General features: G+C 65.1%; 22 protein-coding genes and 1 pseudogene. 13 read left to right on the forward strand and 10 right to left on the reverse strand.

Annotated elements, in window-relative coordinates:
* The first annotated feature begins 12 nt into the window (after positions 1–12).
* The 10 genes from proB (at position 13) to ACVIIW_RS08210 (ending at position 9661) form a co-directional block, all read left to right on the forward strand.
* Positions 13–1134 (forward strand): glutamate 5-kinase, encoded by a 1122-nt coding sequence (gene proB / locus ACVIIW_RS08165; protein WP_456700275.1) that lies wholly within the window; start codon positions 13–15, stop codon positions 1132–1134.
* Between the two features lie 138 nt (positions 1135–1272).
* Positions 1273–2568, forward strand: coding sequence for a glutamate-5-semialdehyde dehydrogenase (locus ACVIIW_RS08170; protein ID WP_456700276.1), 1296 nt, complete (start codon positions 1273–1275; stop codon positions 2566–2568).
* 40 nt (positions 2569–2608) lie between these two features.
* Positions 2609–3235 carry a nicotinate-nucleotide adenylyltransferase gene (locus tag ACVIIW_RS08175; protein ID WP_456705112.1) on the forward strand — a complete coding sequence of 209 codons (627 nt, stop codon included), beginning with the start codon at positions 2609–2611 and terminating at the stop codon, positions 3233–3235.
* A gap of 196 nt (positions 3236–3431) precedes the next feature.
* Positions 3432–3788: a ribosome silencing factor gene (gene rsfS, locus ACVIIW_RS08180; protein ID WP_456700277.1), complete on the forward strand. Its 357-nt coding sequence runs from the start codon at positions 3432–3434 to the stop codon at positions 3786–3788.
* 82 nt (positions 3789–3870) lie between these two features.
* Positions 3871–4353 carry a 23S rRNA (pseudouridine(1915)-N(3))-methyltransferase RlmH gene (gene rlmH, locus ACVIIW_RS08185; protein ID WP_456700278.1) on the forward strand — a complete coding sequence of 161 codons (483 nt, stop codon included), beginning with the start codon at positions 3871–3873 and terminating at the stop codon, positions 4351–4353.
* Positions 4354–4384: 31 nt separating this feature from the next.
* Positions 4385–5752, forward strand: a complete 1368-nt coding sequence (locus ACVIIW_RS08190) for a murein hydrolase activator EnvC family protein (protein ID WP_456700279.1) — start codon at positions 4385–4387, stop codon at positions 5750–5752.
* Positions 5749–7113 (forward strand): S41 family peptidase, encoded by a 1365-nt coding sequence (locus ACVIIW_RS08195; RefSeq protein ID WP_456700280.1) that lies wholly within the window; start codon positions 5749–5751, stop codon positions 7111–7113. The genes ACVIIW_RS08190 and ACVIIW_RS08195 overlap by 4 nt, the downstream gene beginning before the upstream one ends.
* 197 nt (positions 7114–7310) lie before the next feature.
* Positions 7311–8519: a divergent polysaccharide deacetylase family protein gene (locus tag ACVIIW_RS08200; RefSeq protein WP_456700281.1), complete on the forward strand. Its 1209-nt coding sequence runs from the start codon at positions 7311–7313 to the stop codon at positions 8517–8519.
* A gap of 71 nt (positions 8520–8590) precedes the next feature.
* Entirely contained in the window at positions 8591–9097 is a 507-nt protein-coding gene (locus ACVIIW_RS08205; RefSeq protein ID WP_456700282.1) for an RNA pyrophosphohydrolase, read from the forward strand.
* Positions 9098–9160: 63 nt separating this feature from the next.
* Entirely contained in the window at positions 9161–9661 is a 501-nt protein-coding gene (locus ACVIIW_RS08210) for an RNA pyrophosphohydrolase (protein WP_456700283.1), read from the forward strand.
* A gap of 154 nt (positions 9662–9815) precedes the next feature.
* On the opposite strand, the pseudogene ACVIIW_RS08215 reads toward ACVIIW_RS08210, so the two are convergent.
* The 6 genes and pseudogenes from ACVIIW_RS08215 to ACVIIW_RS08240 form a co-directional block, all read right to left on the reverse strand.
* Positions 9816–11493: pseudogene (locus tag ACVIIW_RS08215) on the reverse strand (adenylate/guanylate cyclase domain-containing protein).
* A gap of 151 nt (positions 11494–11644) precedes the next feature.
* Complete coding sequence (locus ACVIIW_RS08220) at positions 11645–12052, reverse strand: F0F1 ATP synthase subunit epsilon (protein ID WP_456700284.1); 408 nt, start codon at positions 12050–12052, stop codon at positions 11645–11647.
* An 89-nt stretch (positions 12053–12141) separates the two neighbouring features.
* Positions 12142–13575: a F0F1 ATP synthase subunit beta gene (atpD, locus tag ACVIIW_RS08225; protein ID WP_456700285.1), complete on the reverse strand. Its 1434-nt coding sequence runs from the start codon at positions 13573–13575 to the stop codon at positions 12142–12144.
* An 82-nt stretch (positions 13576–13657) separates the two neighbouring features.
* Positions 13658–14530 (reverse strand): F0F1 ATP synthase subunit gamma, encoded by an 873-nt coding sequence (locus ACVIIW_RS08230; RefSeq protein ID WP_456700286.1) that lies wholly within the window; start codon positions 14528–14530, stop codon positions 13658–13660.
* Between the two features lie 178 nt (positions 14531–14708).
* Complete coding sequence (atpA, locus tag ACVIIW_RS08235; protein ID WP_456700287.1) at positions 14709–16238, reverse strand: F0F1 ATP synthase subunit alpha; 1530 nt, start codon at positions 16236–16238, stop codon at positions 14709–14711.
* Positions 16238–16798 carry a F0F1 ATP synthase subunit delta gene (locus ACVIIW_RS08240; RefSeq protein ID WP_456700288.1) on the reverse strand — a complete coding sequence of 187 codons (561 nt, stop codon included), beginning with the start codon at positions 16796–16798 and terminating at the stop codon, positions 16238–16240. Before ACVIIW_RS08240 ends, atpA begins: the two co-directional genes overlap by 1 nt.
* A 646-nt stretch (positions 16799–17444) precedes the next feature.
* On the opposite strand from ACVIIW_RS08240, the gene ACVIIW_RS08245 reads away from it, so the two are divergent.
* Positions 17445–17948, forward strand: a complete 504-nt coding sequence (locus ACVIIW_RS08245; RefSeq protein ID WP_456700289.1) for a septal ring lytic transglycosylase RlpA family protein — start codon at positions 17445–17447, stop codon at positions 17946–17948.
* A 219-nt stretch (positions 17949–18167) separates the two neighbouring features.
* Here the strand turns inward: ACVIIW_RS08245 and ACVIIW_RS08250 are convergent, their stop codons facing one another.
* Positions 18168–20378 (reverse strand): primosomal protein N', encoded by a 2211-nt coding sequence (locus ACVIIW_RS08250; RefSeq protein ID WP_456700290.1) that lies wholly within the window; start codon positions 20376–20378, stop codon positions 18168–18170.
* 111 nt (positions 20379–20489) lie between these two features.
* Between ACVIIW_RS08250 and ACVIIW_RS08255 the strand changes: the two genes are divergently transcribed.
* Positions 20490–21455, forward strand: coding sequence for a tyrosine recombinase XerC (locus tag ACVIIW_RS08255; protein WP_456700291.1), 966 nt, complete (start codon positions 20490–20492; stop codon positions 21453–21455).
* 103 nt (positions 21456–21558) lie between these two features.
* Entirely contained in the window at positions 21559–22152 is a 594-nt protein-coding gene (locus tag ACVIIW_RS08260) for a DUF4337 domain-containing protein (RefSeq protein WP_456700292.1), read from the forward strand.
* A 58-nt stretch (positions 22153–22210) separates the two neighbouring features.
* Here ACVIIW_RS08260 and ACVIIW_RS08265 read toward each other — a convergent pair whose 3' ends face one another.
* From ACVIIW_RS08265 to ACVIIW_RS08275, 3 genes are read right to left on the reverse strand one after another with little or no spacing between them, the layout of a single operon-like run.
* Positions 22211–22741: a hypothetical protein gene (locus ACVIIW_RS08265; protein ID WP_456700293.1), complete on the reverse strand. Its 531-nt coding sequence runs from the start codon at positions 22739–22741 to the stop codon at positions 22211–22213.
* Positions 22742–22776: 35 nt separating this feature from the next.
* The gene (gene lpdA, locus ACVIIW_RS08270) at positions 22777–24177 is read right to left on the reverse strand and encodes a dihydrolipoyl dehydrogenase (RefSeq protein WP_456700294.1); all 1401 of its coding nucleotides are present in this window, start codon (positions 24175–24177) and stop codon (positions 22777–22779) included.
* 56 nt (positions 24178–24233) lie between these two features.
* Positions 24234–24995 carry an SDR family oxidoreductase gene (locus ACVIIW_RS08275; RefSeq protein WP_456700295.1) on the reverse strand — a complete coding sequence of 254 codons (762 nt, stop codon included), beginning with the start codon at positions 24993–24995 and terminating at the stop codon, positions 24234–24236.
* Positions 24996–25009 lie beyond the last annotated feature (14 nt).

Consider the following 25009-nt stretch of genomic DNA (forward strand, 5'->3'; position numbering starts at 1 on the left):
CCTGACAACACCATGGCCAGCCCCGAACTCAGTCAATTCCGCCGCATCGTCGTCAAGGTCGGCTCCGCGCTGCTGGTCGATTCCGACCGGGGTGAGGTGCGCGCCTCCTGGCTCGCTGCGCTCGCCGACGACATGGCGAAGCTGCACAAGGAGGGCCGCGACGTTCTCGTCGTCTCCTCGGGCTCGATCGCGCTCGGCCGCAGCCGGCTGAAACTGCCTCGCGGTCCGCTGAAGCTGGAGGAAAGCCAGGCGGCCGCAGCCGTCGGCCAGATCGCGCTGGCGCGGATCTGGTCGGAGGTGCTCGGCGCGCATGACATCGGCGCCGGCCAGATCCTGGTGACGCTCCAGGATACCGAAGAGCGCCGCCGCTATCTCAATGCCCGCTCCACGATCGGCAAGCTGCTGGAGTGGCGCGCGATCCCCGTCATCAATGAGAACGACACGGTTGCCACCACCGAGATCCGCTACGGCGACAACGACCGTCTCGCCGCCCGCGTCGCCACCATGGCGAGCGCCGATCTGCTGGTGCTGTTGTCCGACATCGACGGGCTCTACGACGCGCCGCCGAAGAACAATCCGAACGCAAAACTGATCCCCGTGGTCGAGAGCATTTCCTCGGAGATCGAGGCGGTGGCGGGAGATGCCGAGTCCGAACTGTCGCGCGGCGGCATGCGCACCAAGGTCGAGGCGGCCAAGATCGCAACGACTGGCGGCACGCATATGTTGATCGCATCAGGCAAGATCGAACACCCCTTGCAGGCGATCGCCAATGGCGGCCGCTGCACCTGGTTCCTGACGCCCGCCAATCCCATCACCTCGCGAAAACGCTGGATCGCGGGCACGCTGGAGCCGAAGGGCACGCTGACCATCGACGCCGGCGCGGTGACCGCACTGCGCGCCGGCGCCAGCCTGCTGCCCGCCGGCGTGATCAAGGTGGAGGGCCAGTTCGCCCGGGGCGATGCCGTGATCGTGCGCGGCCCCGATACCAGCGAGGTCGGCCGCGGCCTGATCGCCTACGACGCCGAGGTCGCCGAGCGCATCAGGGGCCGCTCGTCCCCGGATGTGATGAACATCCTCGGCATCAGCGGTCGCTCGGAGATGATCCACCGAGATGATCTGGTGGTGGGCGGGTAGGGCCCGCGGCCCGATCGCTGGGCCAGAGACCCAGCTGGGGCGCGGCACAACCCGGCGTACCTGCCATACCCTCCCGACCCTTCGCAAATGCGGGATTTCCGTGCTAGGACACCGCCTTAGCAGAAGGTTTGACGCCCCATGGCCGCCCCCCTCAAAGCCGTCGACGGCAATCCCGATCTCCAGGCGCTGATGTCCGATCTCGCCGCCCGTGCCCGCGCCGCTGCGCGCGTGCTGGCGCTGGCGCCGCCGGAGCAGAAGAACCGGGCGCTGGAGGCCATGGCGAAGGCGATCCGCAGCAATGCTGCGGCGATCCTTACCGCAAATGCCGAGGACGTCGCGGAAGCCCGCGCCTCGGGCAACGCAACCTCCTCCTTCATCGATCGCCTGACGCTGACGCCGGCGCGGGTCGAAGGCATGGCGGAAGGCATCGCCGTCGTGCGCGGCATCGCCGATCCCGTCGGCATCGTCACCGAGAGCTGGCAGCGGCCGAACGGCATGATCATCGAGCGCGTGCGCGTGCCGCTCGGCGTCGTCGGCGTGATCTTCGAGAGTCGTCCCAACGTCGCGGCGGATGCTGGCGTGCTGTGCCTGAAGTCGGGCAATGCCGTGATCCTGCGCGGCGGCTCCGACAGTTTCCGCTCCTGCCGCGCCATCCATGAATGCCTCGTGCAAGGTTTGCGCGAAGCGGGACTGCCCGAAGCTGCGATCACGCTGGTGCCGACGCGCGACCGTGCGGCGGTCGGCATGATGCTATCGGGCCTTAACGGAGCGGTCGACGTGATCGTGCCGCGGGGCGGCAAGAGCCTCGTCGCGCGCGTCGAGCAGGAAGCGCGCGTGCCCGTGTTCGCGCATCTCGAAGGCGTCAATCACGTCTACATCGATGCCAGCGCCGACCTCGCCATGGCGAAATCGATCGTGCTGAACGCCAAGATGCGCCGCACCGGCGTCTGTGGCGCGGCCGAAACGCTGCTGGTCGATCGCGCCGCAGCTGGCAAGAGCCTGAAGCCGCTCGTCGAGATGCTGCTCGACGCCGGCTGCGAAGTGCGCGGCGACGATGCCGTGCAGAAGACCGATTCGCGCGTAAAGCCTGCCAGCGAAGAGGATTGGGACACCGAATATCTCGACGCGATCATCGCGGCGAAGGTGGTCGACGGCGTCGACGGCGCGATCGCGCATATCCAGGACCACGGATCGCATCACACCGATGCGATCGTCAGCGAGAACGACGTGGCCGCGAAGAAATTCCTGAGCGAAGTCGATTCCGCGATCGTGCTCCACAACGCCTCGACGCAGTTCGCCGACGGCGGCGAGTTCGGCTTCGGCGCCGAGATCGGCATCGCCACCGGCCGCTTCCACGCCCGCGGCCCCGTGGGCGCCGAGCAGTTGACGAGCTTCAAGTATCGCGTTCACGGCACCGGGCAGACGCGGCCGTAAGTAAGGTCGCAAGGCGGGGGCATTGAGTAACACATTCGTCGTGCCGCGTTCGGTGGCGCAAGCGGCCCCGCCCTCGACCCCGGGCATGCGCATCGGCCTGCTCGGCGGCTCGTTCAATCCGCCGCACCAGGCCCATCGCGCGATCAGCCAATTCGCGCTCAAGCGATTGCAACTCGATCGGGTCTGGTGGCTCGTGACGCCGGGCAACCCGCTCAAGGAGAACGGCAATCTGCATGAGCTCGGCGAGCGCATGCAGGCCGCGCGTGACGTCGCTGACGACCCCAGGATCGAGGTGAGCTGTCTCGAATCCGTCATTCGTACGCGCTACACTATCGACACGATCAACACCTTGCGCCGCCGCTTCAACGGCCTGCGCTTCGTCTGGATCATGGGCGCCGACAACCTCGCTCAATTCCATCGTTGGCAGGACTGGAGGCGCATCGCCGCCCAGGTGCCGGTTGCGGTCATCGATCGTCCGCCGCAGAGCTTTCGGGCGCTCGCCTCTCCCGCCGCCAAGGCGCTGGCGCGCTACCGCCTGGCGGAGAATAAGGCAGCCTTGCTTGCGGATCAGCCGGCGCCGGCCTGGGTCTTCCTGACCGGATTGAAGCTGAATCTCTCCTCAACGGGCCTGCGGAACCCGGACGGGAGCTGGAAAGGTACGAAGTGAGACGGATTCTGCGCGGGGTTGGGGCTCTCTGGCATATTGAAACCCTTAACCCCACATGATGTAGTGTAGCCAGTGAGCGCTGGATTCGGCGTTCGCGATACAGTGAAAGGAATGGTCCCTGACCACATCTGTATTGTCCAAGTCTGTTTTACCCAAGGCAAAACCGGCGCGTAAAACATCGACCAAAGCTGCGGCCTTGAAGGCGCAACCCGACGCCGACAAGACGCTGAGCCTGATCCTCTCCCGCCTTGACGACATGAAGGCGGAAGAGACGGTCACCATCGACCTTCGCGGCAAATCGGCATACTCCGACTACATGATCATCACCACCGGCCGGGCGAACCGGCACGTTGGCGCGATCGCGGAGAACGTCGCCAAAGGCCTCAAGGAAAACGGCATCAAGAACATCCACGTCGAGGGCTTGCCCAATTGCGACTGGGTGCTGATCGATTCCGGCGATGTGATCGTGCACGTGTTCAGACCCGAGGTCCGTGAGTTCTACAACCTCGAGAGACTGTACACGCAGGGCCCGGGGGCGGCGAAGGCGATCTAGGCTGACTTGAGCCGATTTCGCATCGGCTGACGCGCATGCTAGCGTCATGCGCGCGCATGGTGCGCGCGATTCAAGAGATGCTATGCGTGTTGCCGTCATTGCGGTGGGCCGGCTGAAGCAGGGCCCCGAACGGGAGCTTGCCGACCGCTATTTCGAGCGGTTCGACGAGACCGGCCGCAAGCTCGGATTCCGTGAGCTCTCTGTCCACGAAATCCCGGAAAGCCGCGCCCGCGACGCCGCAACGCGGATGACCGAGGAGGCCGCGGCGATCTCCGCCCATATCCCCGGCAAATCGATCCTGGTGGCGATGGACGAGCGCGGGCAAAATCTCGATTCCACCGTATTCGCACGGAATCTCGGGCGCTGGCGCGACGAGGGTGCCGGTCATACGATCTTCGTGATCGGAGGGGCGGACGGACTTTCGCCCGAATTGCGCCGTAAGGCCAAGCTCGCGATCGCGTTCGGCTCTGCGACCTGGCCGCACCAGATGGTCCGCGTCATGCTTCTGGAACAGCTGTATCGGGCCGCCACCATTCTGGCCGGCCACCCCTATCATCGCGCGTGATTCGCGCCACAACGAGCACCTTGCAGACGAGATGCGAGCGCCGATCCTCAATTTGCTGCTGATTGCGAGTTGCGCCGGGGCAAGCCTCTTCGCCGAAGAAACCCTCGCGCAAGCTCAGACGGGGGCACCGGCGCCACAGACCGCAGCCATCTCGCCGGACGCCATCAAGCAGCGTGAGCAGGAGCTGGAGGCAGCGCGCGCCGGCCAGAAGAGCGCGGAGGAAGCGCAAGCCAAGCTGAAGGCCGAAATCACCGCGCTCGGCCAGGACCGCACCCAGCTCAATCAGCAATTGATCGACACCGCCGCCAATGTTCGCACCGTCGAGACCAAGATCGACGCGGCCGAAGCGCGGCTGAAGACGCTGAACGGCCGCGAGCAGGCGGCACGCGCCTCGCTCGATTCGCGTCGCGCCGACATCGTCGAGGTGCTGGCGGCCCTGCAACGCGCCGGCCGGCGCACGCCGCCAGCATTGCTGGTGCGGCCCGAAGATGCGCTGCAATCGCTACGCACCGCGATGCTGCTCGGTGCCCTCGTGCCGGAATTGCGCGGCCGCGCCGAGAAGATCGCGGGCGAGCTCGGCGACCTCGTGGCCTTGCGCAAAACCATCGCCGCCGAGCGCGACCAGCTCGCATCCGACCGCGACAAGATTCGCAGCGACCAGACCCGCCTCACCGCCCTGGTCGAGGAGCGGCAGCGGCAGCAATCCTCGCGCGAAAAGGACCTCGACGCCGAGAATTCGCGCGCCATCACCCTGTCAAAGCAGGTCGGCGATCTCCAGGGGCTGATCGCCAAGATGGAGCAGGACCTGCAAAGCGCCGCCAGGGCGGCCGAGAAAGCGGCCGAGGCCGCAAAACAGGCCGAGGCCAACGAGGCTAAGGCAGCAGCGGCAAACGCGACGGCCGATGCCAAATCAGGGCCGGCCGTGTTCAAGGACCGCTCCCGGACCAGCCCGGCGATCCTGTTCGCCTCGGCGAAGGGGCTCCTGCCCCTGCCGGTTAACGGTAACAAGATCAGGGACTTTGGCGGTTCCGACGGAATCGGTGGGATTCAGAAGGGCATTTCGCTGGCCACCAAGCCTGGTTCGCAAGTCACGACGCCCTGCGACGGCTGGGTGGTCTATGCCGGCCCGTTCCGCAGCTATGGACAACTCTTGATCCTCAATGCCGGGGGCGGGTATCATGTCCTGATCGCCGGGATGGAGCGCATTTCGGTAAACATCGGACAGTTTGTGCTCACGGGGGAGCCGGTCGCGACCATGGGGTCGACATCTCAAGTCGCCTCCATTCTCGCCACCAACGCGAGTCAACCTGTGCTGTATGTCGAGTTCCGCAAAGACGGCACTCCAATCGATCCAGGTCCATGGTGGGCCGCAAATGAAGGCGAGAAGGTTCGCGGATGATGCGCAAGACTTCAGTTATCCTCCTCAGCGCGGCCACCGGTGCGGCGCTGACGCTGTTCGTGACCCAGCCGCGCGCGGTGTTCATGGGCTCCAGCGCGCGAGCCGCGACCGCCGACACTTATCGCCAGCTCAATCTGTTCGGCGACGTCTTCGAGCGCGTGCGCTCCGACTATGTCGAGAAGCCCGACGACACCAAGCTGATCGAATCCGCCATCAGCGGCATGCTTTCCGGCCTCGATCCGCATTCGAGCTACATGGATGCCAAGAGCTTCCGCGACATGCAGGTGCAGACCCGCGGCGAGTTCGGCGGCCTCGGCATCGAGGTCACCATGGAAGACGGCCTGATCAAGGTGGTCTCGCCGATCGACGATACGCCGGCCTCGCGCGCCGGCGTCATGGCCAACGACATCATCACCAATCTCGACGATGAGGCGGTGCAGGGCCTGACCCTGAACCAGGCGGTCGAGAAGATGCGCGGCCCCGTCAACACCAAGATCAAGCTCAAGATCATCCGCAAGGGCCAGGACAATCCGATCGACGTCACGCTGGTGCGCGACAACATCCGCGTTCGCTCGGTGCGCGCGCGCGTCGAGGCTGACGACATCGCCTATATCCGCATCACCACCTTCAACGAGCAGACCACCGAAGGCCTGAAGAAGGAGATTGCGAACCTCTCGAGCCAGATCGGCGACAAGCTCAAGGGCTACATCATCGACCTCCGCAACAATCCGGGCGGTCTGCTCGAGGAGGCCGTGACCGTGTCCGACTCCTTCCTGGAGAAGGGCGAGATCGTCTCGACCCGCGGCCGCAACGCCGAGGAGACCCAGCGCCGCGTCGCGCATGCGGGCGACCTCACCAAGGGCAAGCCAGTCATCGTGCTCGTCAACGGCGGTTCGGCCTCGGCGTCGGAAATCGTCGCCGGCGCGCTGCAGGACCACAAGCGCGCGACCATTGTCGGCACCCGCTCGTTCGGCAAGGGGTCGGTGCAGACCATCATCCCGCTGGGCTCGGGCAATGGCGCGCTGCGCCTGACCACCGCGCGCTACTACACGCCGTCGGGCAAGTCGATCCAGGCCAAGGGCATCGTGCCTGACATCGAGGTGCTGCAGGACGTGCCCGACGAGCTGAAGTCGCGCACCGACACCAAGGGTGAAGCTTCGCTCCGCGGCCATCTCAAGAACGACGGCGACGAGAAGACCGGTTCGCAGTCCTACGTTCCGCCTGATGCCAAGGACGACAAGGCGCTCAAGATGGCCGACGACCTGCTCCACGGCATCAAGAACAGCGCCAGCGCCGCGCCGGCGCCGGGTGGCGACAACAAGGCCGCGCCCGCGACGGACAAGCCCAAGGCCGCGAACTAAGGCCGCGAACGAAGGCGGCGAACGAAGGCCGCGAGCTAAACGCGATCGACGCGATCTCATGCAAAGGGCGGCTCCAACAGCCGCCCTTTTTGCTGCTGCCCATTTTGCTTGGGAACTCCCGACATCCCCGGCCTATCCCGGCCTGCCGCCGCTTGACCGCGGCGTGGTATCGTCGGTGGAGTGATTCGGGATCTCGCATGACTGAAACGGCCGATGATCTGAGCGCCCCGCTCGGACAGGACACGCCGCGCCGGAAACGGCGGCTGCGGCTGCCGTTCACCGCCATGCAGTTGCTGGCTGTGATGCTCGGCCTGTTCCTGGTGACCTTCGCCGGCTTCGCCATCTTCAACAAGGACCCGCTCGGCGGCGAGCCGATGACGCGGATCGCGATCCGCGATCTCAAGGCCACGGACGAGAAGCCTGCCGCCGGCCAAAGCGAGGAAAGCAAGCGCGCGACCAAGGAGGCGCCGAAGGAAGCCGCCTCCGGCGATCAGAAGACCGTCACCATGATCGACGGCTCGACCGGCGCGCGCCACGACGTGGTGATCGGCGCGGGCGACGCCGCCGACAAGGGCGAGGCGGTTTCCGCTCCGCCCCCCGTCATGACCGGGATCGATCCCAAGCTGCTGGAGAAGTCGCGCTACGGCATGATCCCCGCGGTATCGGGCGATCTCAAGCCGTTCAACGTCTACGCCGCCGAGGCCGACCGCGCCAAGGCCGCGAAGATGCCCGTGGTGGCGATCGTGATCGGCGGCCTCGGCGTCGGTGCCGCCAAGACCACCGATGCCATCATGAAGCTGCCGGGCGCGGTGACGCTGGCCTTCACGCCTTATGGATCTGATCCCGGAAAGTTGGCCGAGCGCGCCCGCGCCCAGCGCCACGAGATCTTCCTGCAGATTCCGATGGAGCCCTACGATTTCCCGGACAATGATCCCGGCCCGCAAACCCTGCTGACCTCGCTCACGGCAGACCAGAACACCGATCGCCTCTACTGGCACCTGAGCCGGATACAGGGCTATGCCGGCATCACCAATTTCATGGGCGCTCGCTTCGTGGCGACGGACGCGGCAATGCAGCCGATCATCCGCGAGGCCTCCAAGCGCGGCCTCGGCTTCTTCGACGACGGCTCCTCGCCGCGCAGCATCGCAGGCCAGGCGGCCGGCAGCCTCACCGTGCCATTCGGCAAGGGCGACATCGCGCTCGACGCGGTGCCGACCCCGACCGAGATCGACCGTGCGCTGAACAAGCTGGAATCGATGGCGAGGGAACGCGGGGTCGCCATCGGCACCGCCTCCGCGCTTCCCGTCTCGATCGAGCGGGTCGGCGCCTGGATCAAGACATTGAGCGACCGAGGTATCCTTTTGGTGCCATTGACAACCGCGATGCTGAAATCAAAATCCAGTTAAATCAAAGAATTGGTACGCCACGGGCCGGAGTGCCCGGCAGCGTTCCAGCAGTACCCGAGAGGTTTGGCGGAATGGCGCGTTACGAGGATCTGCCCTACCGAACCTGTGTCGGGGTCATGCTGATCAATCCGAAAGGCCTGGTGTTCATCGGCCGCCGTGCCGGCGGCATCGAGCACGTCGACGACCGCCATGTCTGGCAGATGCCGCAGGGCGGGGTCGATCCCGGCGAGGACAATTGGGCCGCTGCCAAACGCGAGCTTTATGAAGAAACCAGCGTGCGCTCGATCGAGCGGCTCGCCGAGGTGCCGGACTGGCTGATCTACGACATTCCGCGCACGGTGGCGGGACGCGCCTGGAAGGGCCGCTACCGCGGCCAGCGCCAGAAATGGTTCGCGGTGCGCTTCACCGGCAAGGACAGCGAGATCAATGTCGAGAAGCCCGGCGGCGGCGGCCACAAGGCCGAATTCGTCAGCTGGCGCTGGGAGCCGATGAAGAATCTCCCCGAGCTGATCATTCCGTTCAAGCGCCCTGTCTATGAGCGCGTGGTCAAGGAATTTTCCGCGCTCGCGGACGACTAGATCAAATTGTCGTCCGGACTTTGGTGCTAAGGCATCGCCGGACTGACAATGAGAGACTCCCGCGTGACGAGCGAAAAACCCTACCGTCCCAATGTCGGGATCGCGCTGTTCAATGCCGACGGCCGCGTGCTGATCGGGCACCGCTTCAAGGGTGACGGCCCCGAGATCATCCTGCCGGGGCTCGACTGGCAGATGCCCCAAGGCGGCGTCGACGAGGGCGAGAACCTTCGCGATGCCGCGGTGCGCGAGCTCTGGGAGGAGACCAGCGTCGTCAGCGCCTGCTATCTCGGCGAGACCGACTGGTTCACTTACGAATTCCCGCCCTATGACGGTCCGCAGACCCATCGGCTGGCCAAATTCCGCGGCCAGCGTCAGAAGTGGTTCGCGCTGCGCTTCACCGGCAAGGAGGACGAGATCGACCCGCTGACGCCGCGCAACGGCCAGCCCGCGGAGTTCGACGCGTGGCGCTGGGAGCGACTCGATCGCGTCGCCGACCTCGTGGTGCCGTTCCGCCGCGACGTCTACCGCGCAGTAGCCCAGGAGTTCGCGCCCTTCGCAAACTGAATTCGCGAAAACAACCCCATGCACAGTAGGCCGGAGGTTGGTTGATCAGAGAAGTTTTTCGGAATTTGAGTGAGCAACGCAGCACTCTCTCGTTCCCTCCCCACAAGGGGGGAAGGGAACGCACCCAGTGGCGATTGTGGCTTATACTGCGAGGCTAATTGATCGGTCCCACCGTAAACGGGCCGATCGCGATGACGTGGCAGTCGCTGTCGTGCTTGACGCAATCGGCGATCGCGCCGTCGACGGCGGTCTGCTCGTCGGCGGCCTTCAGGCCTAGGCCGGGGCGGCCCGACGTTCCGACGGCGACCGCATTCCAGCCCAAGCCGTCGCCGAGCTTGCGCACGACCTCGGGGCGCGCATCGGCCACGATCGAGGGGTTGCTCGCGGGGTGGAAGAAGCCAACGGCCCTGAGCAGGGTCGGGATTGGCACGACATAGACATCGTCAACCGCCACGACCATGCAGGGAGAGCCTGCGAACGCACCGCAGGATTCCAGCGAACGCCGCGTAGCCTCGTCGACCGAGGTCGCCCCCAGCGTCATGAAATACTGACCGCCCGGCCCGAGCGCGACCGCCCGTGACTTTGCCGCCGGCGCGTAGACGTTCTCGATGCGGGTCCTGGCCTGATCGCGCAGCAGCGGAAAATCTTTCGCCACGAGCGGGCGCTCGGTCATGCTGTCGTGCCGCACCCAGGGCGGCGGCGGCATCGGCGGATTACCATGGCTGTAGACCACCTTGTTGCCGACCGCATAGAGCTCGCAGCGCCGCGGCGATTGCGCGGCATCCGCACGCTTCTGGCACTGATCGAGCGCGGCGGCGCGCGCTGCTTCCTCATTCGGCTGATTGACCGAGGCGCCAGTGAAGCCGGTGATGTTCAGGGCGAAGGCCTTGTAATCGCCGGCGGCTGAATAATCATTGCCGAGATAGCCACGCACGCGCTCACTGACAAACGGCACCGCATCCGCAGGGAGCTTGCCGTTCGGTGCCGCCGGCGTCGGCACTGGCGTGGACATCGGCGTGGCGGCAGCCATTTGGGTCGGTCTCGACGTCGGCGTCGGTGAAGGCATCGGCGCCTTCGCGGCCATCGTGGGTGTTGGACTCGGGGTCGCTGCGGCCGTCGCGCCTGGCAGCGGAGCAGGCGCGGTTGACGCCGCGACATCAGGTGTCTTGCCGGTCTCGAGTTTGCTGAAATAGAGGAGGCCGCCGACGGCGATGGCGACGACCGAGACCACGCCGACCACCAATGGCCACATCCAGCTCGGCCCCTGCCCTGCCTTGACGGCCTTCTTCAGCTGCGGCGTCGCAAAAGTCCCGTCCTCACGCCGCATCGCCACCATGTAGGCGTGCACCGGCGTCGGAATGTTCTTGACCTCCTGCGCACCGATATCGGCGAACTGCACCGACAGCTTGTTGGCGACCTGCTCGTGCACGGCACGGGAGATGCAGATGCCACCGACCTCGGCGAGCCCCTCGAGCCGGGCCTGCGATATTGACGCCGTCGCCGAGCAGATCGCCGTCACGTTCGACGACGTCGCCGATGGTGATGCCGATCCGGAACGTCATCTGCCGGCTCGCCGGATAGGCCATGTTTCGCGTTCGCAAGGACTCCTGGATGTCGATCGCGCAGCGCACAGCTTCGACTGCGCTCGGGAATTCGGCGAGCACGGCGTCACCGGCGGTGTTGAAGATGCGTCCGCCGGCCCTGGCAATGAAGTCGTCTACGACAAGACGATAGGATGCCAGACGCCGCAGCGTCTCCTCTTCATCCTCCGCGACCAGCCTTGAGTAACCGGCAATATCGGCTGCGAAAATCGCTGCGACCTTGCGTTTCATCTGCTACCCGCCCCGGAACACATCCGCGGGCGCAGAATGCCGCCATCTCCGGCGCGGTGCAACAAAGTTTCAGCGCCCGCCAGTTGTGGTGACGAGCGCTGAACTTGTTCAGGAATTTAGAGCTTTGAGCCCCGGAGCAGTGCACCGGGGCTTAGTGCATCGCCGTGGTATTGAGCTGCTGCTGGATGCTCTTGAAGTGATCGAGCCGCTCGATCGCCTGATCGAGCTCGCCGCCTTCGTGCTCCTTCAAGCCTTCCTCCATCTCCGCGATGGTCTCGGCGAACTCGGCGCGGTCGAGCTCGGCCAGCGAGGTCGCGACGTCGGCAAGCACGGTCAGGCCCTTTTCGGAGACTTCGGCGAGGCCGCCGAGCACGATGATCTTCTCGTGGCGGCCAGCGGTGGTGACGACGAGGATGCCGGGACGGATCGCAGCCACGACAGGCGCGTGCCCCGCCAGCACGCCGAAGTCACCTTCGACACCGGGAATGTCGACCTGATCGACTTCGCCCGAGAAGGCGAGCTTTTCCGGAGAGACGAGATCGAAGTGGAAGGTGGCCATGGGAAACCTTGCGAATGGCGAATGGCGAATAGCGAGTGGCGAAAAGGAGCAGCGAAACTATTCGCGACTCCCCATTCGCCATTCGCTTCTTAAGCCGCTTCAGCGGCGAGCTTCTTGCCCTTCTCGACGGCTTCTTCGATGGTGCCGACCATGTAGAAGGCGGCTTCCGGCAGGTGGTCATACTTGCCTTCCACCAGGCCCTTGAAGCCCTTGATGGTGTCGGCGAGGTCGACGAACTTGCCCGGCGAACCGGTGAAGATCTCGGCGACGTGGAACGGCTGCGACATGAAGCGCTCGACCTTGCGGGCGCGGGCCACGGTCAGCTTGTCCTCTTCCGAAAGCTCGTCCATGCCGAGAATGGCGATGATGTCCTGGAGCGCCTTGTAGCGCTGCAGCACCTGCTGAACCTGACGGGCCACCGCGTAGTGCTCCTCGCCGACGACCAGCGGGGAGAGCATGCGCGAGGTCGAGTCGAGCGGGTCCACCGCCGGATAGATGCCCTTTTCGGCGATCGAGCGCGACAGCGTGGTGGTTGCGTCAAGATGCGCGAACGAGGTCGCGGGCGCCGGGTCGGTCAAGTCGTCGGCCGGAACGTAGATGGCCTGCACCGAGGTGATCGAACCCTTCTGGGTGGTGGTGATGCGCTCCTGCAGCGCGCCCATGTCGGTCGCGAGCGTCGGCTGATAACCCACGGCGCTCGGAATACGACCGAGCAGCGCCGACACTTCCGAGCCGGCCTGGGTGAAGCGGAAGATGTTGTCGACGAAGAACAGCACGTCCTGGCCCTGGTCGCGGAAGTCTTCGGCGATGGTCAGACCCGTGAGCGCGACGCGGGCGCGGGCGCCCGGGGGCTCGTTCATCTGGCCGAACACCAGCGCGCATTTCGACTTCACGCTCGGATCCGGATTCTTCGGATCGGCGTTGACCTTGGACTCGATGAACTCGTGATAGAGGTCGTTGCCCTCGCGGGTCCGCTCGCCGACGCCGGCGAACACGGAGTATCCACCGTGCGCCTTCGCGACGTTGTTGATCAGCTCCTGAATCAGCACGGTCTTGCCGACGCCGGCGCCGCCGAACAGGCCGATCTTGCCACCCTTCGCATACGGAGCAAGAAGATCGACGACCTTGATGCCGGTGACGAGAATTTCAGCTTCGGTCGACTGGTCGGTGTAGGTCGGCGCTTCCTGGTGGATCGCGCGCAGGCCTTCCGCCTTGACCGGACCGGCTTCGTCGATCGGCTCGCCGATGACGTTGATGATGCGGCCGAGCGTGCCTTCACCGACGGGAACGCGGATCGGCGAACCGGTGTCGGTCACTTCCTGGCCGCGAACCAGACCTTCGGTGGTGTCCATCGCGATGGTGCGGACGGTGGACTCACCGAGATGCTGAGCGACTTCGAGCACCAGGCGATTGCCGCCGTTCTTGGTCTCGAGCGAGTTGAGAATGGCCGGCAGGTGGCCTTCGAACTGCACGTCGACGACGGCGCCGATGACCTGGGTGACGCGACCGAGCTGGGCTGCCATTGAATGTCTCCTTCGATCCGAACTTGTAGACCACGGTCAACCGACCGGGATGTTGGGTTTGACGAGTGCCGATGCGTCTTTGCTAGACGGCTTCGGCGCCCGAGATGATTTCGATCAGTTCCTTGGTGATCTGCGCCTGACGCGTGCGGTTGTAGACCAGCGTCTGCTTGCGGATCATCTCACCGGCGTTGCGCGTCGCGTTGTCCATCGCGCTCATCTGAGCGCCGTAGAACGAGGCGTTGTTCTCGAGCAGCGCGCGGAAGATCTGGACAGCGAGGTTGCGCGGCAGAAGACGGGTGAGAATCTCGTCCTCTTCGGGCTCGTATTCGTAAGACGTCGTGTTGGCGCTCGAGTCCTCCTCGACCACCAGCGGGATGATCTGCTGGGCGGTCGGGATCTGCGCGATCACCGAACGGAAGCGCGAGTAGAACAGCGTGCAGACGTCGAACTCGCCGGCGTCGAACCGCGCCAGAACCTTCTTGGCGATATCCTCGGCATTGACGAAGCCGAGCTGGCGCACGCTGCGCAGGTCGAGATGCTCGACGATCTGCTTGTCGAACTGCCGGCGGAGCTGCTCGTAGCCCTTGCGGCCCACGCAGAAGAATTTCACGTCCTTGCCCTGGGCGATCAGCGCCAAGGCGCGCTCGCGGGCGAGACGCACGATCGACGAGTTGAAGGCGCCCGACAGGCCGCGCTCGCCGGTGCAAACCAGCAGCAGATGAACCTGGTCGCGGCCGGTGCCGGCCAGCAGCACCGGCGCGCCGGGCGAACCTGCCGCGGCGCTGGCGATGTTAGAGATGACGGCGCTCATCTTGTCGGCATAAGGACGCGCCGCTTCCGCCGCGGTCTGCGCACGTCGCAGCTTCGAGGCCGCGACCATCTGCATGGCCTTGGTGATCTTTTGCGTCGCCTTGGTGGAGGCGATGCGCACGCGCATGTCTTTAAGTGACGCCATTCTTCGTTCACCCCGGCGGTTCGACCCAGACGGTCAAGCCACTAGCCTATCCCAGTCGTCATGCCCGGGCTCGTCCCGGGCATCCACGTTCTATCTTGCAAGCCGAAACGCGTGGATGGCCGGGACATCATTTGCGAAGACGCGCTTCGCGCTTTAGCCCGGCCATATCGGCTGTTAATTACGCGAAGCTCTTCGCAAAGCCTTCGACCACCGACTTCAGCTTGGCAGCAGTGTCGTCGGAGAGGTCTCGGCTGTCGCGGATCGCATTGAGGATGTCGACGTGCTTGCCGCGCAGCAGCGACAGCAGCCCGTCCTCGAACGCGCGCACCTTGCTGACCGGAAGCGGATCGAGATAGCCGTTGGTGCCGGCCCAGATCACGCAGACCTGCTCTTCCATCTTCAGCGGCGAGAACTGCGGCTGCTTCAACAGCTCGGTCAGGCGCGAGCCGCGGTTCAGCAGGCGCTGGGTCGAGGCGTCGAGGTCGGAGCCGAACTGCGCGAACGCCGCCATTTCGCGGTACTGCGCGAGCTCGCCCTTGATCTTGCCGGCGACCTTCTTGGTGGCCTTGGTCTGCGCCGAGGAGCCGACGCGCGACACCGACAGACCGACGTTCACCGCGGGGCGGATGCCCTGGAAGAACAGGTCGGTTTCCAGGAAGATCTGACCGTCGGTGATCGAGATGACGTTGGTCGGGATGTAGGCCGACACGTCGTTGGCCTGGGTTTCGATGACGGGCAGCGCCGTCAGCGAGCCCGAGCCCTGGTCCTTGTTCAGCTTCGCCGCGCGCTCGAGCAGGCGGGAGTGCAGATAGAACACGTCGCCCGGATAGGCTTCGCGGCCCGGCGGCCGGCGCAGCAGCAGCGACATCTGGCGGTAGGCGACGGCCTGCTTGGACAGATCGTCATAGATGATGACCGCGTGCATGCCGTTGTCGCGGAAGTACTCGCCCATGGTGCAGCCGGTGAAGGGCGCGATGTACTGCATCGGCGCCGGATCGGAGGCGGTGGCGGCGACGACGATCGAGTATTCGAGCGCGCCCTGCTCTTCGAGCACCTTCACGAACTGGGCAACCGTCGAACGCTTCTGGCCGACCGCGACGTAGACGCAGTACAGCTTGATGTTCTCGTCGGGCTGCGCGTTGAGCGGCTTCTGGTTCAGGATGGTGTCGAGCGCGATCGCGGTCTTGCCGGTCTGACGGTCGCCGATGATCAGCTCGCGCTGACCGCGGCCGATCGGGATCAGGGCATCGATCGCCTTGAGGCCGGTCGCCATCGGCTCGCTCACCGATTTGCGCGGAATGATGCCGGGCGCCTTGACGTCGACGCGCATGCGCTTGTCGGCCTGGATCGGGCCCTTGCCGTCGATCGGGTTGCCGAGCGCGTCGACGACGCGGCCGAGCAGGCCCTTGCCGACCGGCGCGTCCACGATGGCGCGGGTGCGCTTGACGGTCTGGCCTTCCTTGATCTCGCGGTCGGCACCGAAAATAACGACACCGACGTTGTCGGTTTCGAGGTTCAGCGCCATGCCGCGCGTGCCGTTCTCGAATTCGACCATTTCGCCGGCCTGGACATTGTCCAGACCGTAGACGCGGGCGATGCCGTCGCCGACGGACAGCACCTGTCCGACTTCGGAGACTTCAGCTTCCTGGCCGAAATTCTTGATCTGGTCCTTGAGGATCGCGGAAATTTCCGCGGCGCGGATGTCCATCAGCCTGCCTCTTTCATCGCGTGCTTGATCGAATTGAGTTTGGTGCGAAGCGAACTATCGATCATGCGGCTGCCAAGCTTCACGACGAGGCCACCGATGATCGAGGGATCGATCTTCACGTTGAGCGCGACGTCCTTGCCGGTCACCGACTTCAGGGCAACCTTGAGGGCGTCGAGATTCTTGTCCGAGAGCGCTTCCGCGACCGTGACATCCGCCGTCGCCTCGCCCTTGAACCTGGCGACGAGGGCGCGATAGGCGCGGATGACGTCGGCCACCGCGAACAGGCGGCGGTTGGCGGTCAGCACTTTGAGGAAATTGGCGGAAATGCCTGATATGCCCGCCTTGTCCAGCACCGCCGAAAGGGCTTTTGACTGGGCGTCAGCCGCAAAAACCGGGCTGCGGACGAGGCGCTTGAGATCAGCGCTTTCGTTCAGCAGAGCCTCGAACTTGTCGAGATCGGCCTTGACCTCGTCGACCACTTTCTGGTCGCGGGCGAGTTCAAACAAGGCCGTTGCATAACGGCCGGACACACCTGAAACCGACGTATCTTCTGCTGCCACCGACGCGCTCTTTGTGCTGTCAAACTCGCAAGGGGAAAACCGTCGCCACAACGCGGCGCCTAGCGATCCAAGCCCTTGGAATTCAAGCGGGACTTTGATTCTCGGCCGACACGGGGACGTGCCGGGTCCGTTAAAATCGCGGCTTTGCTAACATAGCAGGCGCGCACGTGCAACATGACGCCAAATTAAAGGCATGAGGTTCTGTCGGCCGTTCGTCGCAGTTCGAGACGCGGCTGCGACCGCCTGGCCTGAGTTGCCAGGCTACGGGCTGCCGGGCGCCGTTCGTGGGCAACGCGCGCATTCGTTCCCGCCCTCAGCGCATACCCGCCATGAACACGGATCGCTGAGTCGTGACTTCGGCCCCGCCGATCGCGGCCGCCGAATACTTACCCAATTCTAAACAGGAAGTTTAATAACTTCGTTTTACAGTATAGCTAAGTAATAATTTGGTTAAAGAACCGTTAAAGTGAAAGATTACGGAACTTCGGCTGAATATCGATTCAGATCACAAGATATTTCACGACGACACGGAACGGATTTACTGCCCAATTCACGCCTCATTAGGAATCGAAACGCCAACCCGCTCACAAACTGATGGGGGCTCCACTAGCCACATATGTGGCAATACTAGCGTAGGGACCACTAAATGCTGTCTTTGAAGACGCTGGGCACTGCGACCCGGCCGCGCACGGCGATCGCTTTCGTCGCTGCAACTCTCATCGTCGGTGGAACTGCCACCGAAGCTTCCGCCAAATCCAGGCATCACCACAGGGGTTCTCACCACCACCACCAGGCCTTGGCCGAGGCCAACGCGGGCTTCGATTGGCGCAACGCCAATGCGTCGATGACGCCGTCGCAGGGTACCGGCCGCAGCTTCTCCGGCATGGCTTCCTATTACGGCAACGAATCCGGTAGCCGCACCGCTTCGGGCCAGCGCTTCAACCAGAACGCCCTCACCGCGGCGCACCGCTCGCTGCCGTTCGGCACCAAGCTGCGCGTCACCCATGGCGGCCAGAGCGTCATCGTCACCATCAATGACCGTGGCCCGTTCGTGCGCGGCCGCGTGCTCGACCTCTCCACCGGCGCTGCCCGCGCCATCGGCCTCACCGGCGCCGGCGTCGGCCGCGTCACCGCGGAAGTGATCTCCTAACAGCGATCTCGCGCCTCAGCCCACACGCGCAGTTTTCATCGGTTTGATGCGCGCGTGAAACAAGCCCGCGGTCTTGGGGGACCGCGGGCTTTTTGCTGGGGCGTTTTTGACGACACGCACAGCTGCGTTCCTTCCCCCTCACGCACACCTTTTACGGGGCCACCCTCTCCCCCGCCCTCCCCCGCAAGGGGGGGAGGGAGCGCAGTTGTGCCTTGTGGCTCACAAAAAGCTCTGCGGGTCGACGTCGACCTCGAGCTTCTGGTTGCCCTTCGGCTTCGGACACACCGCCAGCCAGTTGCGCAAATAATCCGAGAGATCAAAGCCGCGCGCCGATTTCACCAGGATGCGGAAGCGGTAGCGGCCCTTGATGACGGCGAGCGGGGCTTCGGCGGGGCCGAGCACGACCACGCGCTCGTCGCGCGGCGCGCGTGCCACGAGCTGGCGGCCGAGGCCTTCGGCGCTCGGACGATCGCCCGCGGAAATGATCAGGCTGGCGAGGCGTCCGAACGGCGGATAGAGCGTCTTCTCGCGCAGATCGATCTCGCTGTCGTAGAAAGCCTCGCGATCGCAGGCGATCAGCGCCTTCATCACGGGATGATCCGGCTGATGCGTTTGCAGATAGCCGACGCCACGGCCCTGCTCGCGCCCGGCACGGCCGATCACCTGATTGAGCAATTGCCAGGTCCGTTCCGCCGCGCGCGGATCGCCGTTGCTGAGGCCGAGATCCGCATCGACCACCCCGACGAGATTCAGGCGCGGAAAATTGTGGCCCTTGGCGACGAGCTGCGTGCCGATGATGATGTCGACGCGGCCTTCCGCAATGTCGTTTAGCTCACTTCGCATCGTCTCGATCGAGGTGATGAGATCGCTCGACAGCACCATGGTGCGCGCGTCAGGGAAAAGCGCCGCCGCCTCCTCCTGCAAGCGCTCGACGCCGGGGCCAACCGCCACCAGCGATTCCTCCGCTGCGCAATGCGGACAGGTCGGGGGGCGCGGCATCGAGAAGCCGCAATGGTGACAGACGAGCCGCTGGCGAAAGCGGTGATCGACCAGCCAGGCATCGCAGATGGTGCAGGCGAAGCGATGGCCACAGCCGCGGCACAGGGTCAGCGGCGCATAGCCGCGGCGATTGAGGAACAGCAGCGCCTGCTCGCGCTTCTCGATCGCCTTTCTGATCTCTCCGGCCAGCCGCGGCGAGATGTAGCGGCCGCGCGCGGGCGGCTCGCGGCGCATGTCGATGGCCTCGATTTCAGGCATGTGCTGGCCGCCGAAGCGCGACGGCAGCGCGATGCGCTGATAGCGGTTCTTGCGCGCATTGACCTCCGATTCGACCGACGGCGTCGCTGACGCCAGCACGATCGGGATCTTGGCGATATGCGCACGCACCACCGCCATGTCGCGGGCGTGGTAGTGCACGCCCTCGTCCTGCTTGTAGGCCTGGTCGTGCTCTTCATCGACGACGATGAGGCCGAGATTGGCGTAGGGCAGAAACAGCGCCGAGCGCGCGCCGACCACGACCGGCGCGCTGCCTTCGGAGATCGCGGCCCAATTGCGCGCGCGGGTGCGCGGTGTGAGTTCGGAATGCCATTCGATCGGGCGCACGCCAAAGCGCTGCGCGAAACGGTCGAGGAACTGGCCGGTCAGCGCAATCTCCGGCATCAGGATCAGCGACTGCCTGCCGCGGCGGATCGTTTCCGCAACCGCCTCGAAATAGACCTCCGTCTTGCCGGAGCCGGTGACGCCGTCGAGCAGCGCGACATGAAAGGTGCCGTTAGCCGCGAGCGCGCGCATCGCATCGACGCCGGCGCGCTGGAGCGGCGAAAAATCGGGACGGCCGAACTCAGGATCGGGCGCGGGCGGCGGGGGTGGCGGCGGCATCGGCTCGACCGTCAGCGTACCCTCGTCGACGAGGCCGTCGATCACGCCGGCGGAGACGCCGGCTTCCTTGGCAGTCTCGGATTTGCCGTGCAGCAGCCGGTCCGACAGCAGCTCGATGACGCGCTGACGCGACGGCGTCAGCCGCCGCGGAAGATCACCTGTTAGCCGCACGCCGGCGCGGACGCGCTCGGGACCGAGGTTCTCGCCCATGCGCAGGCACATCCGCAGCACCATGCCGCGCGGGCTCAGCGTGTAATTGGCCACCCAGTCGACGACCGAACGCAGCTCCCCCTTGAGCGACGCAACGTCCAGCTTCTCGCTGACCTCCTTGAGGCGGTTATGCAGGCGTGGGTCGGGATTGGCGTTTTCGCCCCAGACCACGGCGAGCACCTCACGGGGCCCGAGCGGCACGCCGACGAGATCGCCGGCCTTCAGCTCCATGCCGCGCGGCACCTTGTAGGAATAGGTCTGGTCGAGCGCGACAGGCACCAGCACGTCGACCATGCGGGTCGCGTTGGCGGGGACGGTCGTGCTGCGCGACGTATGATCCATGGAGAGAATCGGAACCTCGGGGGCTTTGAGGCTATCGCCCCGGGTCCGCCTTAGCGAACGGTAAACGTGTATGATGCGATATACTGTGCGGAATCATTCCGTCCAGAGCGCATGAGCAAACCGGTCCCCCCACCACTCGAGCTCGCCAGCGCCGATTGCTCGATCGCGCAGGAGATGGCGCGCTGGCTGTCGCATCTCGGCGCCGAGCGACGGCTGTCGCCGAAGACGCTGGAAGCCTATGGCCGCGACCTCAGGCAGTGCCTGGATTTCCTGTGCAGCCACTGGGGCGAGCGTGTCACGCTGGACCGCTTTGCCTCGCTCGAAGCGACCGACGTGCGCGCCTTCATGGCGATGCGGCGCGCCGACGACATTGCCGGCCGCTCGCTGATGCGCGCGCTGGCGGGCCTGCGCTCGTTCGGCCGCTTCCTCGAACGCGAAGGCAAAGGCAAGGTCGGCGCGCTCTCCGCCATCCGCGCGCCGAAGGTCGCCAAGACGCTGCCGAAGCCTTTGCCGATGGCATCTGCAAAACGCCTGGCCGATGCCGACGAGCGCGCCGGCGAGGATCGCGAGACCTGGATCCTGGTGCGCGACGCTGCGGTGATGGCACTGCTGTATGGCTCGGGCCTGCGCATCTCCGAGGCGCTCGGGCTGAAGCGACGCGAGGTGCCGAAGGCCGGCGAAGGCGACGTGCTGGTCGTGACAGGCAAAGGCAACAAGACGCGCATGGTGCCGGTGCTGCAAAATGTGCTCGCGCTGATCGACGAATATGCCGCGATGTGCCCGCATGCGCTGCCTCCGGAAGGGCCGATCTTCGTCGGCGCGCGCGGCGGGCCGCTCAGCCCGCGCATCATCCAGCTCGCGATGGAACGGCTGCGCGGTGCCCTCGGCCTGCCCGACAGCGCCACGCCGCACGCGCTGCGTCACTCCTTCGCAACGCACCTGCTCTCGCGCGGCGGGGATCTCCGCGCCATTCAGGAATTGCTCGGTCATTCCTCGCTCTCGACCACGCAGATCTATACCGGGATCGATTCCGAGCGGCTGCTGGAAGTCTATGCCAGCGCGCATCCAAGGCGCTGAAGAGTTCGCTAGTTCCTGACATCAAGCTGTCATCGCAAGCATGCCTCTTGCGCAGGCCGCGCGGTTCGGTCAATCGTTGCGGAACCGAACAGGAGGGGGATTCATGAGCGCACACGAAAGCATGGAGCAGGCCGAGCATGCCGAGCACGCATCCGGCGAGAACAAGAAGATCGCCCTGCTGATCGCGGTGCTGGCGCTGTTCCTGGCGATCTCGGAAACGCTCGGCAAAGGCGCGCAGACCGAATCGATCAGCAAGAACGTCGAGGCCTCCAACCTCTGGGCGTTCTTCCAGGCCAAGAGCATCCGCCGCACCGTCGTGCAGACCGCCGCCGAACAGGGCAAGCTGACGCTCGGCAGCACCGGCGACGAGGCCATGAAGGCCGCGGTGCAGAAGCAGATCGACGACTGGCAGAAGACCGCGGCGCGCTACCGCTCCGAGCCCGAGACCGGCGAAGGCACCGAGCAGCTCTCCGAGAAGGCCAAGGAAGCCGAGCACCAGCGCGACGAGGCGACCGCGAAATACCATCACTTCGAGCTGGCGTCGGCGGCGTTCCAGATCGGCATCGTGCTGGCATCCGCCACGATCATCACCGGCATGCTGCCGCTGGCCTGGATCGCCGGCCTCTTGACGCTCGCAGGGCTCGGCATGACCGTGCTCGGCGCATGGGCGCCGCATCTGCTGCATCTGCACGGGTGAGCAGGACCGCCACACACACCACTGTCATGCCCCGGCTTGACCGGGGCATGAAAGCAGCTCAGCGCGCCTCGTGCACGCTTTTGCGAAAACGCTGGATCAGGCGAAGCGTGCGGGAGGACCAGCCTTCTCCGTTGCCGGTGACCAGCTCGCGGAGGCGGCGCTTGACCGGGTCGACCAGCTCGGTCGCCTTGGCGCGCAGCCGCAGGACCATTTCGTAGAGCCGCTCGAACCAGTGCATCTCCAGAAGCTTGTCGCGCGTGACGTCGAAGACGAAGGCGGTGACACCGACGCCGAGCATCTTGGCGAACAGGATCGTGAAGACCGCGCTGGTCCAGTATTCATGCGTGAGCAGCCACAGGCCGACCAGCTTGAGCGGAAACAGCGGGATGATCGGGACCGCGAAGACGATCAACGTCATCGCAGGCGACAGCGCGTCGACGCGCTCTGCCAGCCATGATTTGAACCGGGCGAGCGGGATCAGTGCCACGACCCGCGCGACAACAGGCTCGAGATGATCCCACAGCCAGGCTTCGATCAGGAAGATGATCGCGAGCAGGACCCAGACCGGTTGAAGAAGGCGGCGCAGCATGTGATGTCCCGCCGGATTTGGCTCCAGGCGCGATCCTACATATGGATGGCCCGCTTGCCGACTGCAAGCGCGGCTTCCTTGACGGCCTCGGAGCGGGTCGGATGCGCGTGGCAGGTGCGCGCGAGATCTTCCGCACTGCCACCAAACTCCATGAGAACGCAGGCCTCGTGGATCATTTCGCCGGCCTCGATGCCGATGATGTGCACGCCGAGCACGCGATCGGTCTTCGCATCTGCGAGAATCTTCACGAAGCCCTCAGTGGTCTGATTGACCTTGGAGCGGCCGTTGGCGGTAAAGGGAAACTTCCCGACGGTATAAGCGACGCCGGCCTGCTTCAGCTCTTCCTCGGTCTTGCCGACGGAGGACACTTCCGGGGTGGTATACACGACGCCTGGGATCACGTCGTAGTTCACGTGGCCGGCCTGGCCTGCGATGATCTCCGCGACCGCAACAGCTTCATCCTCGGCTTTATGGGCGAGCATCGGGCCCGCGACGACGTCGCCGATGGCATAGACGCCCTTCAGGCTGGTGGCGAAATGCGGATCGATCTGCACGCGGCCGCGCTGATCGAGCGCAACGCCGGCCTCCTTCAGACCGAGACCATCGGTGTAGGGCACGCGGCCGATGCAGACCAGCACGACGTCGGCCTCGACAGTCTCGGCGGGGCCGCCGGCGGCGGGCTCGATCGTCGCCTTCAGCGTCTTGCCCGAGGTGTCGACCGCGGTGACCTTGGCCCCCAGCTTGAACGCAAAGCCCTGCTTCTCGAGGATACGCTGGAATTGCTTGGCGATCTCGCCGTCCATGCCGGGCAGGATGCGGTCGAGGAATTCGACGACGACGACTTCGGCACCCAGGCGCTTCCACACCGAGCCGAGCTCGAGGCCGATCACGCCGGCGCCAACGATGAGCAGCTTGCCGGGGACCTTGTCCAGCGACAGCGCGCCGGTCGAGGACACGATGCGCTTCTCGTCGATCTCGATGCCCTTGAGGCGCGCGATGTCCGAGCCGGTCGCGATGACGATATTCCTGGTCTCGATCACCTGCGACTTGCCGTCGGCCGACACCTCGACCTTGCCGGTGGCGAGGATCTTGCCGGTGCCCTTGAGCACGTCGACCTTGTTCTTCTTCATCAGGAACTCGACGCCCTTGACGTTGCCGTCGATGCCCTGCTGCTTGAAGTTCATCATCGCCGGCAGTTCGAGCTTCGGCGCGGAGACGCTGATGCCCATCTTCGCGAAGGAATGCGCGGCTTCCTCGAACATTTCGGAGGCGTGCAGCAGCGCCTTCGACGGCATGCAGCCGACATTGAGGCAGGTGCCGCCGAGCGTTGCGTTCTTTTCGACCACGGCGACTTTCATGCCGAGCTGGCTGGCGCGCACCGCGCAGACATAACCGCCAGGTCCGGTGCCGATGACGACGAGATCGTAGGTAGCCATGAGAGAAAGTCCCGTAATTTCAACGTTATGAGGATGTGTCAGCGTCCGCCGGCGCGTCAGCGACCGCCGGACACATCGAGCGTGGCTGCGGTGACGTAGGAAGCCTCGTCCGACATGAGCCAGATGATGGCATTTGCAATTTCATCCGCGGTGCCGACGCGCTTCATCGGCACCAGATGGGCCAGGCGATGATGCCGGTCAGGCTCGCCGCCGGAGGCGTGGATGTCGGTATCGATCAGGCCGGGGCGAATACCCGCAACGCGAATGCCTTCGGCTGCGACCTCGTAGCCGAGGCCCGTGGTGAAGGAATCGATCGCGCCTTTCGACGCGGCGTAATCGACGTAAGTGTTGGGCGCGCCGAGCTTGGCCGCGACCGATGACAGATTGACGATGACGCCGCCCTTGCCGCCGTGCTTGGTCGACATCCGCTTCACCGCCTCCCGCGCGCAGAGGATGGAGCCGGTGACGTTGACCGCCAGCACGCGCTGGATGCGCTCGGCCGACATCTCGTCGACGCGCACGCCGCTCTTGCCGACGATGCCGCCATTGTTGACGAGCGCACCGAGCGTTCCGAGCTTGTCGGCTTCCCTGAACAGATCGAGGATGTCGCTCTCTTCAGCGACATCGCATTTTACCGCGATCGCCCTGCCGTTGCCGGCTTCGATTTGCGCGACCACCTCGTCGGCGGCCGTCTTGTTGCTGGCGTAGCCGACCACGACGCGATAGCCGCGCGCGGCCGCTGCAAGCGCGGTCGCACGACCAATACCGCGGCTGCCGCCGGTGATGACAACCACCTTATCCGTCACATCAGCCTCCATGATTCGACAGGCGC

The organism is Bradyrhizobium sp. USDA 4449, from assembly GCF_054056275.1.

Coding starts and splice junctions, on each gene's coding strand:
- ACVIIW_RS08255 (WP_456700291.1), top strand. CDS start 20,490: ATGAGCAAACCGGTCCCCCCACCACTCGAGCTCGCCAGCGCCGATTGC.
- atpA (WP_456700287.1), bottom strand. CDS start 16,238: ATGGACATCCGCGCCGCGGAAATTTCCGCGATCCTCAAGGACCAGATC.
- ACVIIW_RS08205 (WP_456700282.1), top strand. CDS start 8,591: ATGGCGCGTTACGAGGATCTGCCCTACCGAACCTGTGTCGGGGTCATG.
- ACVIIW_RS08220 (WP_456700284.1), bottom strand. CDS start 12,052: ATGGCCACCTTCCACTTCGATCTCGTCTCTCCGGAAAAGCTCGCCTTC.
- rlmH (WP_456700278.1), top strand. CDS start 3,871: ATGCGTGTTGCCGTCATTGCGGTGGGCCGGCTGAAGCAGGGCCCCGAA.
- ACVIIW_RS08170 (WP_456700276.1), top strand. CDS start 1,273: ATGGCCGCCCCCCTCAAAGCCGTCGACGGCAATCCCGATCTCCAGGCG.
- ACVIIW_RS08250 (WP_456700290.1), bottom strand. CDS start 20,378: ATGGATCATACGTCGCGCAGCACGACCGTCCCCGCCAACGCGACCCGC.
- proB (WP_456700275.1), top strand. CDS start 13: ATGGCCAGCCCCGAACTCAGTCAATTCCGCCGCATCGTCGTCAAGGTC.
- ACVIIW_RS08260 (WP_456700292.1), top strand. CDS start 21,559: ATGAGCGCACACGAAAGCATGGAGCAGGCCGAGCATGCCGAGCACGCA.
- ACVIIW_RS08190 (WP_456700279.1), top strand. CDS start 4,385: ATGCGAGCGCCGATCCTCAATTTGCTGCTGATTGCGAGTTGCGCCGGG.
- atpD (WP_456700285.1), bottom strand. CDS start 13,575: ATGGCAGCCCAGCTCGGTCGCGTCACCCAGGTCATCGGCGCCGTCGTC.
- lpdA (WP_456700294.1), bottom strand. CDS start 24,177: ATGGCTACCTACGATCTCGTCGTCATCGGCACCGGACCTGGCGGTTAT.
- ACVIIW_RS08265 (WP_456700293.1), bottom strand. CDS start 22,741: ATGCTGCGCCGCCTTCTTCAACCGGTCTGGGTCCTGCTCGCGATCATC.
- ACVIIW_RS08230 (WP_456700286.1), bottom strand. CDS start 14,530: ATGGCGTCACTTAAAGACATGCGCGTGCGCATCGCCTCCACCAAGGCG.
- ACVIIW_RS08195 (WP_456700280.1), top strand. CDS start 5,749: ATGATGCGCAAGACTTCAGTTATCCTCCTCAGCGCGGCCACCGGTGCG.
- ACVIIW_RS08200 (WP_456700281.1), top strand. CDS start 7,311: ATGACTGAAACGGCCGATGATCTGAGCGCCCCGCTCGGACAGGACACG.
- ACVIIW_RS08245 (WP_456700289.1), top strand. CDS start 17,445: ATGCTGTCTTTGAAGACGCTGGGCACTGCGACCCGGCCGCGCACGGCG.
- ACVIIW_RS08275 (WP_456700295.1), bottom strand. CDS start 24,995: ATGGAGGCTGATGTGACGGATAAGGTGGTTGTCATCACCGGCGGCAGC.